This window comes from Microcoleus sp. PH2017_24_DOB_U_A, assembly GCF_020738205.1.
Taxonomy (GTDB): Bacteria; Cyanobacteriota; Cyanobacteriia; order Cyanobacteriales; family Microcoleaceae; genus Microcoleus.
Window position 1 is genome coordinate 50,700 of the sequence record NZ_JAEQCT010000061.1, and the last position, 18,805, is coordinate 69,504.

The 18,805-nt window shown below is 48.4% G+C and carries 18 protein-coding genes and 1 tRNA gene; 10 read left to right on the forward strand and 9 right to left on the reverse strand.

Features of this window, described 5'->3' with window-relative positions; all coding sequences use genetic code 11:
* Nucleotides 1-80: 80 nt before the first annotated feature.
* The 3 genes from JGK07_RS18205 to infC form a co-directional block, all read right to left on the reverse strand.
* On the reverse strand, nucleotides 81-212 hold the full coding sequence (locus tag JGK07_RS18205) for a hypothetical protein (RefSeq protein ID WP_293184651.1): 132 nt from the start codon (nucleotides 210-212) through the stop codon (nucleotides 81-83).
* Entirely contained in the window at nucleotides 193-3,249 is a 3,057-nt protein-coding gene (locus JGK07_RS18210; RefSeq protein ID WP_293196899.1) for a HEAT repeat domain-containing protein, read from the reverse strand. Before JGK07_RS18210 ends, JGK07_RS18205 begins: the two co-directional genes overlap by 20 nt.
* A gap of 259 nt (nucleotides 3,250-3,508) precedes the next feature.
* Nucleotides 3,509-4,042 (reverse strand): translation initiation factor IF-3, encoded by a 534-nt coding sequence (infC, locus tag JGK07_RS18215; RefSeq protein WP_265239585.1) that lies wholly within the window; start codon nucleotides 4,040-4,042, stop codon nucleotides 3,509-3,511.
* Between the two features lie 416 nt (nucleotides 4,043-4,458).
* Between infC and JGK07_RS18220 the strand changes: the two genes are divergently transcribed.
* Nucleotides 4,459-5,463 carry an alpha/beta fold hydrolase gene (locus JGK07_RS18220; protein WP_293184656.1) on the forward strand — a complete coding sequence of 335 codons (1,005 nt, stop codon included), beginning with the start codon at nucleotides 4,459-4,461 and terminating at the stop codon, nucleotides 5,461-5,463.
* Between the two features lie 97 nt (nucleotides 5,464-5,560).
* Complete coding sequence (locus JGK07_RS18225; protein WP_293184659.1) at nucleotides 5,561-5,755, forward strand: hypothetical protein; 195 nt, start codon at nucleotides 5,561-5,563, stop codon at nucleotides 5,753-5,755.
* A 705-nt stretch (nucleotides 5,756-6,460) separates the two neighbouring features.
* Here JGK07_RS18225 and JGK07_RS18230 read toward each other — a convergent pair.
* On the reverse strand, nucleotides 6,461-6,622 hold the full coding sequence (locus JGK07_RS18230) for a hypothetical protein (RefSeq protein ID WP_293184661.1): 162 nt from the start codon (nucleotides 6,620-6,622) through the stop codon (nucleotides 6,461-6,463).
* A 160-nt stretch (nucleotides 6,623-6,782) separates the two neighbouring features.
* Here JGK07_RS18230 and JGK07_RS18235 point away from each other — a divergent pair, with 160 nt between their 5' ends.
* The 6 genes from JGK07_RS18235 to JGK07_RS18260 all read left to right on the forward strand — a co-directional run bounded on the left by JGK07_RS18235 (nucleotide 6,783) and on the right by JGK07_RS18260 (nucleotide 11,747).
* Nucleotides 6,783-8,573, forward strand: coding sequence for an N-acetylmuramoyl-L-alanine amidase (locus JGK07_RS18235; protein WP_293225593.1), 1,791 nt, complete (start codon nucleotides 6,783-6,785; stop codon nucleotides 8,571-8,573).
* Between the two features lie 414 nt (nucleotides 8,574-8,987).
* Entirely contained in the window at nucleotides 8,988-9,848 is an 861-nt protein-coding gene (gene murI, locus JGK07_RS18240) for a glutamate racemase (RefSeq protein WP_293184665.1), read from the forward strand.
* Between the two features lie 326 nt (nucleotides 9,849-10,174).
* Entirely contained in the window at nucleotides 10,175-10,729 is a 555-nt protein-coding gene (locus JGK07_RS18245; protein WP_293184667.1) for an NYN domain-containing protein, read from the forward strand.
* A gap of 108 nt (nucleotides 10,730-10,837) precedes the next feature.
* Nucleotides 10,838-10,909 (forward strand) — tRNA-Asn (locus JGK07_RS18250).
* Nucleotides 10,910-11,340: 431 nt separating this feature from the next.
* A complete protein-coding gene (locus JGK07_RS18255) occupies nucleotides 11,341-11,571 on the forward strand; it encodes a DUF433 domain-containing protein (RefSeq protein WP_293156139.1) in 231 nt (76 codons plus the stop codon).
* On the forward strand, nucleotides 11,568-11,747 hold the full coding sequence (locus tag JGK07_RS18260) for a DUF5615 family PIN-like protein (RefSeq protein ID WP_293184669.1): 180 nt from the start codon (nucleotides 11,568-11,570) through the stop codon (nucleotides 11,745-11,747). Before JGK07_RS18255 ends, JGK07_RS18260 begins: the two co-directional genes overlap by 4 nt.
* Before the next feature lie 43 nt (nucleotides 11,748-11,790).
* On the opposite strand, the gene JGK07_RS18265 is transcribed toward JGK07_RS18260, so the two are convergent.
* Nucleotides 11,791-12,297, reverse strand: a complete 507-nt coding sequence (locus JGK07_RS18265; protein WP_293184672.1) for a MarR family transcriptional regulator — start codon at nucleotides 12,295-12,297, stop codon at nucleotides 11,791-11,793.
* An 84-nt stretch (nucleotides 12,298-12,381) separates the two neighbouring features.
* Between JGK07_RS18265 and JGK07_RS18270 the strand changes: the two genes are divergently transcribed.
* The gene (locus tag JGK07_RS18270) at nucleotides 12,382-13,284 is read left to right on the forward strand and encodes an EamA family transporter (protein WP_293184674.1); all 903 of its coding nucleotides are present in this window, start codon (nucleotides 12,382-12,384) and stop codon (nucleotides 13,282-13,284) included.
* 92 nt (nucleotides 13,285-13,376) lie between these two features.
* On the opposite strand, the gene JGK07_RS18275 is transcribed toward JGK07_RS18270, so the two are convergent.
* From JGK07_RS18275 to JGK07_RS18290, 4 genes are all read right to left on the reverse strand, one after another.
* A complete protein-coding gene (locus JGK07_RS18275) occupies nucleotides 13,377-14,582 on the reverse strand; it encodes a glycosyltransferase family 2 protein (RefSeq protein WP_293242561.1) in 1,206 nt (401 codons plus the stop codon).
* A gap of 220 nt (nucleotides 14,583-14,802) precedes the next feature.
* Complete coding sequence (gene cbiE, locus JGK07_RS18280; protein WP_293225599.1) at nucleotides 14,803-16,116, reverse strand: precorrin-6y C5,15-methyltransferase (decarboxylating) subunit CbiE; 1,314 nt, start codon at nucleotides 16,114-16,116, stop codon at nucleotides 14,803-14,805.
* Nucleotides 16,117-16,382: 266 nt separating this feature from the next.
* A complete protein-coding gene (locus tag JGK07_RS18285) occupies nucleotides 16,383-16,526 on the reverse strand; it encodes a hypothetical protein (RefSeq protein ID WP_293290983.1) in 144 nt (47 codons plus the stop codon).
* The gene (locus JGK07_RS18290) at nucleotides 16,516-17,256 is read right to left on the reverse strand and encodes a DUF1868 domain-containing protein (RefSeq protein WP_293184776.1); all 741 of its coding nucleotides are present in this window, start codon (nucleotides 17,254-17,256) and stop codon (nucleotides 16,516-16,518) included. The genes JGK07_RS18285 and JGK07_RS18290 overlap by 11 nt, the downstream gene beginning before the upstream one ends.
* Nucleotides 17,257-17,800: 544 nt before the next feature.
* On the opposite strand from JGK07_RS18290, the gene holA reads away from it, so the two are divergent.
* On the forward strand, nucleotides 17,801-18,778 hold the full coding sequence (holA, locus tag JGK07_RS18295) for a DNA polymerase III subunit delta (RefSeq protein WP_293212411.1): 978 nt from the start codon (nucleotides 17,801-17,803) through the stop codon (nucleotides 18,776-18,778).
* Nucleotides 18,779-18,805 lie beyond the last annotated feature (27 nt).

An 18,805-nucleotide genomic window follows, 5' to 3' on the forward strand; every position in this document is an offset into this window, starting at 1 on the left:
AATGCGATGCAGTGATTAATTTAAACTTTAACAAAGGAAGGGGAATTGGGCATTGGGCATTGGGCATTGGGCATTGGGCATTAGGTATTGGGAATTAGGTATTGAAGATAGTTTCTTTTTGTTCCTTCTTCCTTCTTCCTTCTTCCTTCTTCCTTCTTCCTTCTTCCTTCTTCCTTCTTCCCTCTTCCTTCTTTACCTTTTCCCCCCAGCACCCAACTCTGCCATCATCTCTTCAACTTGAGCTGATACCAAATTATCGGGGTCATTTTGCAGCCTCGGCAACAATTCGAGCAAAGCCCGCGGTGAAGCTATTTTCAAATAGGCTAACACTGCTTCGCGGACAAAACCCGTCGGGTGTTGCAGACAGACAAGAGTTTGTTGGGCGGTAAGGCTCCAACGCGCTTCCCTCGCCAAGTGAAAACAGCAAGCTAAAGTCCAATCCGAAAGGAAATGGCGCAATTCCAGTAAGCGGCGCAAACGATCGCTCGGGGATAGAGGTTTGTACACCATTAATTCCGAGAGATTGCTCAATTTCTCTCTTTCCGAGTGCTGATCCAACAAATTGATCAGCGATCGCTTCTTAGCGATATCCACAGTATTGTCGAGAATTTCCAATCCCCTAGCCACCAAAGAAGGTTGGCCAGAAGCAATGTTGAAAGCAGCAGCTTGTACGGTGTCCAACGGATAAAGAAACTTCATCAGCAAAAAACATCGTTCCTTAGCATCAGCTTCCAACCCCGCCAGAGCGCGCTGCAACAATTGAGCCGTATCGTTCTCGGGTGCACCCCTGCTGGCATCTCGATCGGCAAAATTGCCATAGGTTGTTACACCAGACAAATCCACCATAGCTGCATAAATTTGACCGATAAACATCAACTCCTGTTCGATAAGAGTTTCCAATCCGCTGCGGCCGATGCGGTCTAGAATCCCTTCTATACCCGCTTCCGATGGCATTTTCAACAGGATGCGGAGGATGTTGCGCCTGGTAGTTCCCCAAGCCGTCATCAAATTGCTGACCAAAATGTCGATCGCCTCCACAGTCCCTATTTGACCGAGAGCCGTCCAAGCTTGCAATCTGACCAAATCTGACTTATGGATATCCTCAGCCAAATAGACGAGCAAAGGAATCGCATCATTGTGAAGTTTGACGATCGCCTGCAAAGCCGCTTCCCGAGTCGATTTGTAACCGAGTCCGCGCAGCAGCGAAGGATAATATTCTTCCGAATGAGTAGAAGAAATCACGTCTAACAGAGCGCAGCGCACTCGCAGAGATTCATCTTGCAACAGATTGGGAATATAAAGCCGCAGTCCTTGCAAATAATCAGCCTCTCCCAGAGCCCGCGTCCCCATCACCCGTTCTCGTTCCATCTTGTGCGTCAGCATTTGGCGCAGCGTATTAGTAGCCTCTGCCTTTTGCTGGCGATCGCCCCTTCTCATAATTAAAGCAGCCGCCGTACCCCGTACTACCGGATCGACATTCGGCTGCAAATAAGGCCGCAAGTTGTCAATATTCGGTTCAGCCTCCGTCAGCCAGATGTAGCGCAAAGCCAAGGCCAGCACCTCCGGCGGCAAGGATTGCTGCGATAGAGCCCGTACAGCTTCTAAATATTCCGGGTTTGGGTGTTGCAGCATTGTTTCCAAGCTCTGGCGCTGCAAAGCCGAAGGTAACACTTCCAGGATCGGCGCCAAAACTTCTCCGACATTTTTCGGGTCAATTTGCGTCAGCAGTTCTATACAAGAGCGCTTTTCATCTTCGCCCCCCGGCTTTTCCAGAGTTTCCACCACTGCGCGTTTGAGAGCTTTCAGGTCAACGTCAGTGACGCCCAAGCGCCCCCGTTCAGCACTTTTGACCAACAAACCCACGTATTGAGAGCGGATCAGCCAGACTACAAACAGCCACACCAAAGCCAAAAGTACGATCGCCCCGATGAATACCAAGCTTTGGTTGTCATGAAATAGTGTGTCTTTTTCGTCTTGGTGGGGAAGTACCTTGTCTGTCACCCACAGCATAATTAGGATGCCAACTCCTGTCACACCGCAGGACAGAGGTTCGCCCACACCGTTGACTAGAGTTTGAATTCCCGATCGAATATTGTCAGGAATCGGTTGGAACAAAACCGGGCTCACCGTTTCCAACAGCGTGTAGTGCAGCAGTTCGTCCAGAAATCTCAGCAATATCAGTCCGATGAACACAGATACTAGCTGGCCCAGGGATGCTCCTATCGTCAGCACGCCCAGAATAGCGATTCCCGCCGGCAAAATCATCGCCGTCACGAATACACCGATTCGTTCTACCAAGCGGCTGGAGGCGAACCACTGAGTCGCCACTTGAAACAAACCTTGTATGCCTTCGTAAATGCCCAAAAAGCTAGCAATCCAGCTAGCTCCACTAGCGCCGTCCGAAGGGTTTTGGTATTCTAGCTGGCTGTAGAATTGAAAATCTACCAACACATAGAGGACTTCTGCAAGGACGAAAAAACTAACTAGAGGTATGGCGTATTTTTGGAGAGGGCCTGTTATTTTTCGGGCGGTAAATTCTTGTTGGTCGTCTTCGTCCTCGTCATCTGTCCAGTGAGCCGTTTCCGGGAAAGCTTGACGGTATTTTTCTGTGAGGTAGTACAGCAACAGCGAGCCTGTCGCCACCATTAACCCCGATACTAGAGTAACGTTTTTGAGTCCGACTACATAGAGCAAAACTGGCAGAGAAAACCCGCTAACTACCCCAGCCACTAGATAACCACTACTGACTAGCGGATAGGTGCGCTTGATTTCTCTAATATTAAACAGTTGGTTGGAAGTAATGGAAGTATTGAGGTCGTTGAGGACATAGCAAGCTTCCACCCACAGCCACATCAAAAAAATAGTAATAAAAGCGATGCTGATGCCAGCTATCTTAGTATTTTCGTAGCCGATGCCGAATCTAAACAAAAATAGCGGTACCGACATCATTCCCAGAACCGCTACAACGGTGCGTCTCAGCGGCAGGATTTTTTGCATCCACGAGTAGACAAATCCCAAACCAGAACCAATAAAGGCGCTGGCTATATAGATAAAGGGCATTTTGTCCGCACCGAATTCGTCTAAAAACAGACCTACCGTGCTGAGTTCCAGCCAGATCAGCCCGACGGAGGTTAGAGTGTAGACGAGGAACATCAGTATGGTTCGCTCTACTTCTTCCGATCGCAGGTTGAGCGATCGCAGCACTCCTTTTCCTGCTCCCGCCCAAGCGCTGATTTGAAAATTTTCCATGCTTAAGAGTGCGTAGATATCCCGATTTTAGATTTTAGATTTTAGATTTTAGACTTCGGCTAGCGCGAGCATCGAACGATTTTAGATTTGCTCCACAGATGGAATCTAGGAGCTGGAACTTTGGTCTAAAATTTTTGTTTTGACCCTCGACGACTAGAGTCGGAAACCTATATCCTTTTTGGGGCGTGGCAATTAGTCTACCGTCACCAGTCTATTACTATTGACTGATGACTGATGACTGATGACTAATCGCTCATAACTATTTTTTCGGCGACAGCAGCATCATCATACTGCGGCCTTCTTTTTTCGGCGCTTGCTGCACCTCTGCGATTTCCTGCAAATCTGTGGCCATGCGCTTGAGCAAGTCCTCTGCTAGGTTACTGTGTTGGATTTCCCGACCTCTGAACATGATCGTGGCTTTTACTTTGTCCCCAGATTTGATAAAGCGGTCTGCTAGTTTGAGGCGCACTTGGTAGTCGTGTTCTTCAATTTTATAGCGCATCTTCACTTCCTTCACGTCAGCAGTGTGTTGCTTCCGTTTAGCTTCTCGCGCTTTCTTTTCCTGCTCGAATTTGTACTTCCCGTAGTCCATGACGCGACATACAGGCGGGTCAGCTTTGTCGCTGACAAGTACGAGGTCGAGTTCTTTTTCTTCTGCCAGACGCAGCGCTTCTGCGGGTGTCAATATCCCTAGTTGCGCGCCGTCGGTATCGATCACCCGGATTTTGGGGTATCGAATATTTTCGTTAATCTGGGGTAGGTTGCGATTTTGTCTTCTTTCAATCACAGGCATGAATGGTTTTACAATCAGTAGTTTAATATTGAAGCTTCTTGATAATTACAGGTTCGATCGACCAATCTTTCATTTTGTCCGATCGAGCTATTTTGTAAGGTGTTACCCTTACCGGACGTACTACCGCGCCCTCTCTCCCCTCAGCTAAAGCCTTAGGGAATATTTGGACTATCGTAAATGAATTCTTACAATACCTGTTATTCTACTCAGTCTGGCTAAGTTTCTGCTTAGTTTTATTTTAACTTCACACACGATCGCCCGCCCCCGTGCCAGATTGATGGTAAAAAGGTCGCAAATTCCCGGTAAATCGTTAAAAATCAGCTAAAACGGCTTTTATTAGCTAATCTAGCCAGTCCGCTCCGTTCCCCAAGTCCCCTGATTTGCCTTGTAGAATGGGTATAAGCAAATGTAAATTTATGTTGCGAGCTGAGGCAAAATTGACAAATTATCTGCACTGGCACCAACGGGTAGGAACTCAACGAGACTGGGTGTGGCGCGGTTGGCAAACTCGCTACAGCTATTTGCGGCCGGCTTTGGGGAACAATCAAGGCGCGATCGATCTTCCAGATGCTGCTACCAAACCAATAGCCTCCGCCACATCAAGCACCCCAATTATTTTACTGCACGGGTTTGGAGCTTCGATCGGTCATTGGCGTCAAAATCTCGGCCCCCTCGCCGAAAAACATACAGTTTACGCCTTGGATTTGTTGGGTTTTGGCGCTTCCCAAAAAGCTCCCGTTAACTACTCTGTGTCTTTGTGGGTCGATCAAGTGTATGATTTTTGGCTGACTTTTATCAGAGAGCCGGTAGTATTGGCAGGAAATTCGATCGGTTCCCTGATTTGTCTGGCCGCCGCCGCCGCTCACCCGGAGATGGTGGCCGGCACGGTGATGATTAGCCTCCCAGACCCGTCTGTGCGAGCCGAGGCGGTGCCAGGATGGCTGTTACCCGCGATCGAAGCTGTGGAAAGCTGGTTTGTTTCTCCGCTCATCCTCAGGCCTCTGTTTGCTTTCGTCCGCAAACCTTCAGTTGTCCGCCGCTGGGTCGGCTTTGCCTACGCCAACCCGGAATCTGTTACCGACGAATTAGTGGACATTCTATCAGGGCCTGCGGGCGATCGGGGAGCAGCCCGTACCTTCTGCGCTGTATTTAAAGCTGTAGGCAGTTCACAATTCAGCCCCGGTGTCAAGACTGTACTGCGAAATTCCACAATCCCGATGCTGTTAATTTGGGGCAAACAAGACCGGATGATTCCCCCTCGGTTCGCCCGGCCCCACCAATTTGTCGAATGCAATCCCCAGTATGTAGAGCTAGTTGAATTAGACAATGCCGGCCACTGTCCCCAGGATGAATGCCCGGAACAAGTAAATGAAGCAATTTTGAACTGGATCGATCGAAATTTTGCAGCTAAGGTGAGTTGATTTATTTAATTTTATGGTCGCTTTTTTCAGCAATTTAGAGATTGACAGAATCGCCAAGATACTGTATCTTCTCTAACTGGTAGTATACGTGGGAGTTATGCAGTTAGTCGAAAGGCAGGTCATCAAACCAAATCACAGGTTTTTGCCAGAAGCCGATCGATTGTTTCTGGTGTCGCAAAAACTTGACAACTGCGATAACAATATCTCCGGTCAAAACTTTTCCCCCGTCAAGCAACCAATCCTTTGGCTGTCGATCGTATACGCTCAAAGACTGTTGGTGACAAAGCATTAGGCACCAAACAAAGTGAGACAAAACATTCTCCATTTACAGTTAACAGCATTGACTGGCTATCATCGTTTAAGATTAGCGATGCCGGAAACCTAACTAACAACTAAGTTTCCATTACTACCCAAAATGTCCGACTGTAACAATGCCATAAAAAAAGACGGAAGAGGCGCTATGTAGTTGTATGTCAATGTCAAGCTGTGAGAGACAATGATTTTATAAAAGGATATGCCAGTTGGTCTGGAACTAATATTTAGCTGCATTCAAAAGTCATTTCAATCTGGGAAATCCTGATTATGCTGAAAGTAGGTTGTTAAGTTATCAAGGTAGCCTATGAAAAGTTAGAAGACAATGCAACTGTCAAACGGATTATTACCCTTACTGTAACTATCTCTATCCATTAAAGACCCGTCGTACAGATTCCTTGAAGAGCGTTCAACAGTTGACAGTTGACAGTTGACAGTTGACCGAAGGAGAGCGACCTCTACCTAGAAGGATGAGGATTGGAGTAATGAATAGTCTGATTTTAAATTCTCCCGATCGGGGTTCCGGCTTTCAACCAATTCTTTCTGGTAAAATTTCAACTTCTAACTTCAAGAAATAAGGGTTAATTGCTCCTATAAATAGTAGCAGCACCAGATCGTCCGGATATTATGAATTGCTGAAACCATTGACTTTATTGCTTCTGAGTTCTCTGGCGACGATAGATAATTAAAGTTTTCTAACCGATCGCATTTTAAAAATCCCGATCGCGTGCTCGTTGCCGAACTTCCTTCTTCCTTTTGCTATAAATACCTTCCCTTGTGCCAACAATTTCTCAGTCAGCTTATAACCGATCGCCCCCAAGTATGCAGGAAAGTTCCAAAATGTCATAATTGGGGATTTGGCGGCCAGTTAACGCATAAAAAAGTCATTTAGCCAACAACTGACGGCCCCTGGCCCCCGGTCTGCTGGCGGCGAACTGCTGAAAGCCACTCGGGCAAGCAGCACCCTTCCAGCTTTTAGCAGTAACGCAAACGAGGAAAAAACTGTCGTGAAATTCCACTGGCTACTACCAAGTTTCTTAAGTGTATTTTTGCTCGCCGGAGCCGCCGAAGCAGCTAGACTGCAATCTTGGCGGTTTGATGCTTCAGAGAACCGGCTCTACATTAGAACAGAGGGGGGAGTCCAACCCAAGGCTCAACTGATTTTCAACCCCACGCGATTGGTAATCGACTTACCGGGGACGAGTCTGGGCAGTCCCTCGGTCAACAAACCGCTGTCAGGGGCGATCGAATCTGTGCGAGTAGGACAGTTTGACGACGATACCACCAGAATAGTCGTCGAACTCAAAGACGGGTTTACTCTAGACCCCCAGCAAGTAAAATTTCGGGGCATTTCTGCCAGCGAGTGGACAGTAGATTTGCCCGCACCAGTACGCGGAGGAACTCAAAATTCGATCTCAGAACCTGGGGGAGAAAGATTATCGGTTGAACCTTCAGCAAGGGAAACCCAATCTGCTGAAGCGACTGTAGTTCAGAACGTTCAGGTGACGGCGGACGGTTTTTTGATCCGTACTGCCGGTGGCAACCCCCAAATTAATTTTCAACAAAGTCGGGCCGGGGACATCGCCACCCTCGATATTGAAGGAGCTACTTTAGCTCCGGGCGCGGGCGGCCAACAGCCTCAAACTAACGGCAAGCACGGAGTTGACAAGATTGAAGTCCGGCAATTGCCAACAGATCCGCCCGTTACCCGCGTAACTTTGCGGATGAAGAGTTCTAATACTCAGTGGCGCGCTTCTGTCGGCAATTCTGGCTCGGTTGTGCTATCGCCAGGAGGCACGAGTCCGCCAATCCTGACGCGCTCCCAACCCCTAACTGTTGGGAGACCAGCTCAAGGAAGTTTAGCGAGAGTTCAGTCCATTGATTTAGCGAGTAACGGCACGCAATTCGTGGTGAGAACTGACCGCCAAGTCTCCTATACCAGCGGGTGGGATCAATCATCGAAAGCTTACTGGATTCGGCTTGCTTCTAGTTCTCTGGCGGGGCAAATTCCTCAGCTCGATGGCAACAGTCCTGTATCGTTTACCGCCAGCCAGGAAGACGCGGAGACTGTGGTGATTTGGGTGCAACCGCGATCGGGGGTACAGGTAGGCAGGGTGACGAGACCTAACCCGCAGATGCTGTCTTTGCAATTGCGATCGAGTGCTAGCGCGCAGTCACCTTTGATTCGCGATCCAAATCCGCAGCCGTTGCCGCCGAGAAGCAGTATAGGAGCGGGTGATTTGCCCCAAGGTTCTAACCGTCGTTTCGTAGTGGCGATCGATCCTGGCCACGGCGGCCGCGATCCGGGTGCCGTCGGGATTGGGGGCATTCAGGAGAAGGAAATTGTTTTAGATATCTCATATCAGGTGGCAAGGCTGCTAGAACAGCAGGGCGTGCAAGCCGTAATGACTCGGACTGACGACAGCGAAATTGACCTAGAACCGAGAGTTTCTTTAGCATCACGGGTGAATGCTACTTTGTTTGTCAGCATTCACGCCAACGCGATTAACATGAGTCGCCCGGATATTAGCGGGATTGAGACTTATTATTTCGATAGCGGGGAAGATTTAGCCCGGGTGATTCACGCCAGTATTTTGGATGGGACGGGGGCGAAAGACCGTCGGGTGCGGCAGGCGAGATTTTATGTTTTGAGGAAGAGTGCTATGCCTTCTGTGTTGCTGGAAGTCGGTTTTGTCACAGGTGCTGAGGATGCTGCTAAACTTTCCGATCCAGCTTACCGGAGTCAAATGGCGGCTTCGATCGCTCGTGGCATTTTATATTATCTTCAACAAAGATAATGGGCATTGGCCAAACAGGGCATTGGCCAAACAGGGAATCGGGCATTGGTAATTGGTAATTGGTAATTGGTAATTGGGAATTGGGAATTGGGAATTGGGAATTGGGAATTGGGCAAACAGGGCATTGGGCATTGGTAATTGGTAAGGGAGCATCTAAGTTTTGCATTTACAGTGCGAGCGTCCCCGCTCGCGTATCGTACAATACGCGAGCGGGGACGCTCGCACTCAAAGAAAAAATGCTTTTTACAAAAATGAGATGCTCCCATTGGTAATTTTCCCTAATGACTAATAACTGATGACTACTGACTAATGACTACTGACTAATGACTAATAACTGATGACTACTGACTAATGACTACTGACTGATGACTAATAACTGATGACCATTGAAAACAGACTATTGACAGCTAACAAATGACAACAGACTCTAGACAACAAAGAATCGGTATATTTGACAGTGGCGTGGGCGGTTTGACTGTTTTGACGCAGTTATACAAACAATTGCCCAACGAATCAATACTTTATTTTGGAGATACGGCGAGACTGCCTTACGGCACTCGGGCGGCGTCGGAAATTGTGCATTTTGTCCGCGAAATTATGGCCTGGCTGGTGGAACAGGATGTGAAAATGGTCATTATGGCCTGCAACACCAGTTCTGCTTTGGCGATGGAGATGGTGCAGGCTGAGTTTGATATTCCGGTGCTGGGAGTAATTCTGCCGGGGGCCCAGGCTGCGGTGCAGCAAGGCAAGCGGATCGGGGTGATCGCAACTCCTGCTACGGCTGCTAGCAATGCCTATCGAAATGCGATTTTGGAAATGGATGATTCTTGTCGGGTATGGCAGGTTAGCTGTCCGGCTTTTGTGCCTCTGGTGGAGCAAAACCGGATTCACGATCCTTATACTTCTGAGGTGGCTCGGGAATATTTGGCTCCTTTGATTCAGCAGCGAATTGATACGCTGATTTACGGTTGCACTCATTATCCCCTGTTGGCTCCCGTGTTGCGATCGCTCTTGCCTGCTGGGGTGAATTTAATCGATCCTGCGGTGCGCGTGGTGGCTGCTGCTGCCCGAGAATTGGAGGTTTTAGGGCTGCGAAATTCGGGTGCTGCGCTGCCGACTCGTTTTTGCGTGAGTGGCGCCCCGCAGCAGTTTGCGGACTTGTCGGTGCAGTGGCTGGGCTGTACTCCTGCGGTGGAGAAAATATCTCTGCCGACGGTTGTCCGTAGCGAAGCGGGGCGTAAGCCATCGCCCGTATCCGTGGAATCTGTCGAGTAAGCGGAAAAATTTATCGATCGCGCGCTAGCAAAGCTTGCAGAAGACGATCGCACAAATCCCACACCAATTTCCCACAGGAATGCAACTGCAAGCAAACTCCAAACCCTTATGTGACAAGTCATTCCCGATTCTTTAATCAAAAATCGAAAATCGAAAATCGAAAATCGTATCACCCCCCACATCCCAAGCTTTTCGGGATTTGGGGGGTTTAATTATTGCGATCGGAGGTAGCAATCAATCATCAATCTGTAATAAGATTTAACAAAAGCTTTGATGAACAATGCAAATAACGTCCTCTATCTGCTGGAGCTCTTCAGCCTTGAACCATGTCACCCTATATATCGCAAGCAGTGTTACTTGTAGACGGCTATAACATGATTGGACTTTGGCCTCGACTCCGAGAGAAGCGCGATCGCGACGAACTCGAAACAGCCCGCCGCGAGTTGATTGAGGTTTTAGTTAACTACAGCGCCGTTCAAGATTTTGAGGCCAGACTCGTGTTTGACGCTCACTATCGAGATACTCCGAGCGTTAAAGAAATTATTACTAAAAATTTATCAGTGCACTACACTGACTTCGGTCAGACGGCAGATACTTATATTGAAAAGTCTTGTGCTAGTTTGCGCTACGAGTTGCGATCGGTCAAAGGCAAAGGGCGGATGATTGTCGCCACCTCAGACCGAGCGCAGCAATTGACCGTAGTCGGCTACGGTGCCGAATGGATGTCCGCCGAACAACTAGCCGCTGACGTAGAATCCACCGCCCGCCGCAGCGAGCGCCAGCACAAATCCCGCAAACACAACTCCAGTCGCTTTCTGTCGAATTCCCTCGATCCTGAATCGCAGCAGCGCCTCGCCAGAATGAGAATGGGGCTGCATTAGCTGCTGGAACCCGCTTTCTGTACGATCGAAAAAAAGTTTGTCAAAGGCCTTGCCAAATCCTCTAAGTTCAGCTACTATTAGTAAATGTGGGTGACAAAAACCACGCAATCCTCGGTAGCTCAGTGGCAGAGCGATCGGCTGTTAACCGATTGGTCGTAGGTTCAAATCCTACCCGGGGAGTTAGTAAAAGTCTGAAGTTGGAAGTTTCCAGCTTCAGATTTTTTTGTTTTTATTTTCCGATATATTTTTCTATAATGTAGATGCAAACACTTTACCTGTATCGTCAGGAACCCAACTCTAAAGAGATTGGGCTTGCAAGAGAAATCAAGTAAGCCATTCTGACCAGCCTAAGACCTCACGCAGGTCTACGTTATTTGGGTCACGACACCCTGTGGATGCGACGCTAGTCCCCTGCCCTGTCGCTAGTAGTTAAACTGTTTCAAGGTCACTGAAACAGTGCTGCTAGCCGGAAAAAGCCCTTATAACATTGACCGACAAGCGAACATTACCCGAAAGGGATTCGGAGACAACCATATCTCCACAGAGGGGCAACCATACCCCTCTAACCCCGAAAGGGGATTCAAGGCGGTTGAAACCACCAAATATTTTTTATGAGCTATCGCGATATCATCACCATAGAGCCAGATAAGCGTGGTGGCAAGCCCTGCATTCGTCGGATGCGAATTACGGTTTACGATGTTCTTGGCTGGCTGGCTTCTGGAATGTCTATTACTGAGATTATTGACGACTTCCCAGAACTGACAGAAACAGATATTAGAGCCTGTTTAGAGTTTGTCGCCGATCGCGATCGTCGTTTAGTTGCTTCGGTGAGTGTCGCTTGAAACTACTATTCGATCAAAATCTGAGCCGAAAATTAGTTACTCGCTTGGCTGATATTTTCCCTAACGCTAGCCATGTTGAATTTCACGGGCTAGCAGAGAAAACAGATACAGAAATCTGGGATTTCGCTAAGTTGAACGATTTCTGTATTGTGACAAGTATGATTGCAACGAAGTAAAAAGACTTTGTGCATCCGCTGCAATGATTTTTTACTGTCACCGCTACTCCTCAAATGAAATTAAAAGCTTCCGCAGCAGTTGAGCTAGAACTTTACGTTCGGCTTCGTCTAAAGCGCTAAGGAGTCGATGCTCATTGGCAACATGAGCCTCAACAGCTTTCTCGATCGCGTTGAAACCTTTATCGGTTAACTGAATTAGCGTCCCTCGGCGATCGCTCGGATCGTCCATGCGCTTCACAAGATCGGCCCGTTCTAAGCGATCTATACGATGCGTCATCGTACCCGATGAAACCATCAATGTATTGAATAGCTCGGTCGGCGTAAGCTGGTACGGTTGGCCAGAACGGCGCAATGTCGCCAACACATCAAATTCTCCAACGTTCAAGCCAAAGTTGGAAAATGTCTGTTGAAGCGATCGTTCTAAGTATTTGGTCAGTCGCCCCATCCTACCAATAATGCCCATTGGCGACACATCTAAGTCAGGGCGCTCTCTTTGCCATTGAGCCAAAATCGCATCGACTGGATCGGCATTCATTGAAATGCTACTCACCTAAAAATTTTGATGCCAACCATCTTAACATCAAGATAAATGCTAGAATCTTGGCATCAAGTATCTTGACGTTAAGATAAAATTGTGAAGACAGCTACTGTTCGCCTCTCTGATATTCTGCTGACTGCTCTGGCGCCGATGATCTGGGGAACAACTTATGTTGTAGCGACTGAACTCCTGCCCCCTAACCATCCGCTATTAGTGGCTGCTTTGCGATCGCTCCCCATCGGTATTCTGCTAGCAGCCTGGTTTAGACAACTGCCCAAAGGTATTTGGTGGTGGCGTATTCTGCTCTTGGGTAGCCTCAATATCGGAATTTTTCAAGCACTATTATTTGTCGCTGCTTATCGCCTTCCGGGTGGCGTTGCTGCAACGGCAGGCGCAATCCAACCTTTATTAGTCGTATTATTTTCTTCGTTAATATTGAATGAAAAACCGTCTAAGCTGTCTATTGTGGTGGCGATCGCAGGCTTTATTGGTGTCGGGTTGCTGGTTCTGGGCCCTAATGCGCGTCTTGATAGCATTGGCATTGTTGCTGCGATCGCTGGAGCTGCAACAATGGGTCTGGGAACGGTGCTAGTCAAACGTTGGAAACGCCCAGTTTCTCTACTTGTTTTTACAGCATGGCAGTTAACAGTTGGTGGAATCGTTCTGCTGCCGATCGCCCTAGCGATCGAAGGGCCAATAACTCATATCTCAACAACTAACCTATTGGGCTTCGTTTACCTGGGCTTAGTCGGCACTGGAGTTGCTTATGCACTTTGGTTTCGGGGGATTGATAAACTCAAAACATCGGCTGTGGCATCGCTAGGGTTGATGAGTCCTGTAGTAGCAACACTACTGGGATTCGTCTTACTACACCAAACACTTACGCCAATTCAACTGATTGGGATGGGAATTGTTTTGATGAGTGTTTTGATAGGGCAACAAACGGATCGGCTACGTCAACGCTTATCTAATACTTTCAAATCTCGGATCAAAAAATAACTTACAGTCGTCATCCTAAGGTGCGTCAGGAACAAGAGTTTCGAGTTGCATCAACTATTTGGCTGACGCACCCTACGGAATATTACCGAATACTAAACATCGCGTTCCGTGCGTACCCATTTAGTTTGCCGTTTCAGGATAAAACCCAGATACAAAGGGATTTTCCACAGGATGTAAAAAGGAACAGATAATAGAGTTGCGCCGGAAATGTCGGCACGCCCAAATTTTGCCCAAGCGCTGACAATTGAAACTAAAATTAGCAATCCTTGTACTCCTAATAATATGGCGGGAATCGCGGATGCTCCGATAATTGCTGCTAGTATTGAGGCGGCAAAAGTGGCTAGCCAGATAGCAACTAAAAGGGATAGAGGAGGGACGGCTAAGTCGAGGGCGATCGCCATTAAGTCAAAACGCTGTTGCTCGATCGAAGCTGTCGCCAGCCTGGGAGTTTGAGTTAGCAAGGTTTGTAAGTGTCCGTGTTCCCATCTGGTTCTTTGAGTTTTAGCGACTTGTTGCTGCTGTGGCAAACATCCGGTGACTCGGGCTTCGGGGCAGAATACCGTTGGATGTCCGGCGATCGCCAAATCCAAGCTCATTTGCATATCTTCGACGATATTGCTGCTGGCTAAAGGAACATCTCGAATGATTAACCAGGGAAAAGCCATGCCCGTACCTGTTAGCAATGAGGGCAATCCTAGCTGTTTTAATCCGCTGGGTCGGACTAGGTTTTTCACTAGAAATGCTAAGGCAGAAATCGAATCTTTTGGGGTAGGATTGGGCGGCTGTTCCATTAAATATGTTGCTTGGACTGGCCTTTGTTCTGCCATTGCTACCCGGGCTAATTTATCGATCGCGTCCGGCTGACAAATGCAGTCGGCGTCAACCATGATGATTACTTCTGGGGGGTCTGAGGCGATCGACTGCAAGCCGAAATCTAGGGCGTATCCCTTCCCCTTGCGTTCTGTGTCGTGGCGCTCGATCGCGCTTGCACCGCTGTTGCGGGCGATTTCTGCTGTGGCGTCGGTGCAGTTGTCAGCAATCACTAACAGCCGGTCTTGAGGTGTTAGCTGCGGCAATATAGTGGAGATGGTGGCGGCTATTCCTGCTGCTTCGTTGTAGGCGGGAATTAAAACTGCTACTTTGGGGCGGGGTTCTTGAGTTTCCGCTGTAGTGCCAAAGCTGGACAGGAAAGCTGCACAGCATTCTAGGAATAGAACTGCAACCGGAATTAGAACGATCAGGGCGATCGCCAAGAGTACAACATCAACAAATAGGAACCCTAGCTGGTTTATTTGCATAATTCTAGTACCTTAATTTAATTTAATTTACTGCGGTCATGGAGTTGATTTAATCAATTTGCACCCTGGTCTACTCAGCGAGCAAACCTATTATCTAAGCTATCATAATATCATGTCCTGAAAAATCACCATTATTAGGTGCGATCCTTCGAGAAGACGGGATATTATGCAGCGATTCATCTGCGTTCATCTGCGTTCATCTGCGGTTAAAATTCTAGAATTAATTCAAATGTCGATCGATCGTCACAATCGAAATTGGATTCAACGCATCAAAACGAGTCAAACTGCCCACAGACACAGAACGCGATAACTGCACCTGCACGATGCGGTAACTCCAGTGGGGTTCCCGGCGCACCCGATCGCCAATCCAGCTTAAAACAGTAGCAATATCCTCAAAAACATCCAAAGCTAGGACGATCGACCCTCCAGCGAGCAGCCGCAGAGCGCAAACGCCCAAAATTTTAGTCAACCCTCCACCGCTACCACCGATAAAAATCCGGTGCGGCGGACGCAAGCGGTGCAAGATTTCCGGGGCGGTTCCGTGAATCGAAAACACATTTTGCAACTCAAAACGGCGACAATTGAGTTCGATCGCAGAAGTCCCAGAAACCGTTTGTTCGATCGCGTATACTTCGGACTGCGGGAATAAACGAGCAATCTCGATCGACACAGAACCGTTACCAGCACCCACATCCCAGACAACTTGTTCGGGTTGCAAAGCCAATTGTGCCAGTACCAACACCCGCACTTCCCGTTCAACCGTCAAACCAGGCCTGTCGCCACAACCGATAAAAGCTGCATCGGGAATACCCAACAAAGGCAACTTTCCCAAATCCAAAGCTTCTATCGGCGGGGAGTGCCGCAGCATCACCACCACGCTCAGAAGTGCAAAATCCTCTCCCAGCAAAGCTTCCAGAGACTTGTAACCCACGCGTTCTTCGGCGGAACCCAAATTTTCGCCAACCCAAAACTGGTAGCGTGTGGGCAAATCCAGAGCTTTCACCAAACTTGCGATCGCCGCCGGAGTGCGAGTTTCGTCTGCGAGTACCGCAATTTTCTCAACACCCAGCTTGAGTTTTGCCGTCAGTTCCTCAAAAAAACGTCCCTGGGAACCCACAAAATGAGCATCCTGCCAAGGGACGTGCAAGCGGTTAAAGGCCAACTGCACGCAGCTTGCATGGGGGTGAAAAGTCAATTTATCCGGCGGCAGTTGGGAAATGAGCAACTTTCCCCAGCCGTGGAACAGCGGGTCTCCGGCTACTAAAATTACAATCAGTTGATGCGAGGGGGTGGAGGGGGGCGAAAAAGTCCCTGCATCTGGCTCTAAATTCGCATCTGCGGCCAACCAACGCCTAATTTCCAGAATTGCTTCGGTTAAATCTTCCAACGCCCAGCGCTCGCAGGATTGCTGGGGAAAATAGCTCAAATGCCGATCGCTCCCGATGAGCAGAGCGGCCATTTCTACAACCTGCCGCGCCGATTCGCTCAGCCCAGCAGCTCCATCTAAACCAATACCAACAACGTGTACAGTCACTTTTGCATTAAAAATTAAAAAACCAGAATTACTGATTTTTCCTGGTTTCTCATGAATTTTTTGCTTGATTTTGTTGTCAAGTCAGAATAATTAAAGCATTTTATAAGCAGTATTTTGAAGGTTGGGACAGAGGAGAGGGGGAGAGGGGGAGAGGGGGGAGAGGAGGAGAGGGGGAGAGGGGGAAGAATTGGGAGAGGGGGAGAGGGGAAGAGGGGGAAGAATTGGGAAAATCTTCCTTGATTCCTCATAATTCTGGCTTGTATCGGTTAAATTCCGTACTTTGCTCGTTGCCGAACTTCGCTCGAACCTCTTTCTTCCTTCTTCCCTCTTCCTTCCTTCTTCCCTCTTCCCTCTTCCTTCTTCCCTCTTCCCTCTTCCTTCTTCCTTCTTCCTTCGTGGTCAAAACTCAAAAACAGGCCAATCCGGTTGCCGCACGTAGCTAGTCATATCGTCAAACTTCCGCAGTTCGGCTTTGTGCACCCACAGATCCTGGGGCGTGTCGAGCCATTGGTCGTTTAACTCAGCCATCAGGGCAGAAAAATGAGCGCGGTCTAGGTTCGGCCCGGTATCCCCAAAATAAGCCAGAGTAATGTGTGCCGTAAAATGATATTGCTGTTCAATTCCCAAGGCAATTAAATCGGGATTTTGATAGATCGATCGACGAAACTCCAGAATTTGCTTGTAAGAGTTTTCGTCCGTCGGTGCCAAACAGACACCTACAGCCCTAGTCATCACCATCAACCCCAGCACCGTCCAGCGTATGGGAGAGCCGCCCGCCAAGGGTTTGCAGGCCGCAAAACCATCTTTCATGCGCCCGCGCAGTTGACCCTCAAATTCTGGATTTTTCTCAGAGGCATCTCGAAAAGCGCTGCTCCAAATCAGATCGGCGACGGTTAAATGGAAGCTATCAGGAGGCAGTGCTACGATCGCACCGTCCGCGATTTCCTGCAATAGCCGTTGTTGGACTGAGTGTAAATTAGTATAAAGTGCAGTATTGTCTGCATCTTCCCCCGCAGGTGGCGTAATCACCGAATAACCCGGAAAAGGTACAGGAGTTCTGTGACCGGCTTCATCAGGCTTAAATTTTGGAGATTCCTGAATGTGTTCCACCTGGGACTTGTAGGAGTCCAGCAGCGTCATTCGCGCCACCCGATTTACGTAAGCTTGATAAGTATCATCCAATCTTGATTTCCTCGCGGTGAAATACTGCCACACCAAATTTTATATTATGGTGCGGGCTTTCAACAGATACATTTAACCCGGCAAATCCAGGACTAAGCCTGATACTACCGTGTATGGCAATACAGAAAAAGCTGCCAGCTCTCCTGTCAAGGAGGTATCTCTCAAAGCTTTCAACAGGATATTGAAAGCGCCATTTGAATTTATGTCCACACTTTGAACAGGTTTTTGATGTGTATTCTTCCGTTATGCCTACTACAAAACTGCCATTTAACAGCAGCTTGATGCTTCAACATTTGCTGGAAATGATAATGACTCAAAGTGACCATGGTCTTAGCTGTTTTAGTCGCTAAAGCATTTTTTTCTCAATCTACACTACCAGCTTTTACCTAATTATTCAAGAAGTTTCTAGAAAATCATTTACTTTGTATCAACAGTCTGATTCAGGATATGTTGGACTTCGGGATCGTGCAAATCTGATTTTTTGGGCTGCTGAACTTGAAATATGCCAATTTACCTGTTTTGGGGGGAAGACGACTTTGCGATCGCGCAAGCAGTCACAAGTTTGCGCTCCTCAGTCCTCGACCCCAACTGGGCTAGTTTTAACTATGACAAGATTGTTGCCGATCGACCCGACGCTGTGGTTGAAGGACTCGATCGAGCTTTAACGCCACCCTTCGGCACCGGCAGCCGTTTTGTCTGGCTGGCAAATACGACTGTAACGCAGCAGTGCTCTGCGGAACTTTTAGCCCAATTGGAACGGACGCTGCCAGTAATTTCCCCTAGTACCGTATTGCTGCTGACATCTGTCAAAAAACCCGACAGCCGGCTCAAATCTACCAAGTTAATCGCCAAGTCCGCCGAATTCCGAGAATTTTCACCGATTCCGCCTTGGAATGAAAAAGAGTTAGCCCAGCGGGTGCGCCAAGTCGCCGGCGAAATGAATGTCAAATTGACCGCCACGGCGATCGAACTTTTAGCCGAATCCATCGGTAGCGATACGCGCGGGCTATACAGCGAACTCGAAAAATTGCTGCTGTTTGCCGGCAATCGCAGTCAACCTCTCAACCCCGAGGAAGTTGCTGCACTGGTGCACTGTAACGCCCAGAATACCTTCCAGCTAGCCGATGCGATTCGCGAGGGCAAGACTTCCGCTGCTTTAGAGTTATTGGCGGGCTTAACGGCTCAGAGCGAACCTGGTTTGAGGATTGTGGCGGGCTTGACTGGTAAGTTTCGGATTTGGCTGTGGGTGAAGGCAATGATCCAAGCGGGCGATCGCGATGATAAAATTGCTCAAGCTCTAGACCTCGGCAATCCGAAACGAGTATACTATTTTCGCCAAGAAGTCAAGAACGCCAGCTTAGAAAAACTACAAAAAAGTTTGCCTTTGCTGCTAGAGTTAGAAGCTTCTTTAAAGCGGGGCCGGGAAGAAGTCTCAACCCTGCAAACCAAAGTAATAGAACTTTCTAGCTTGTTTCGGTGAGGAGAGACAGCCCAGCAGGAGCGGGCC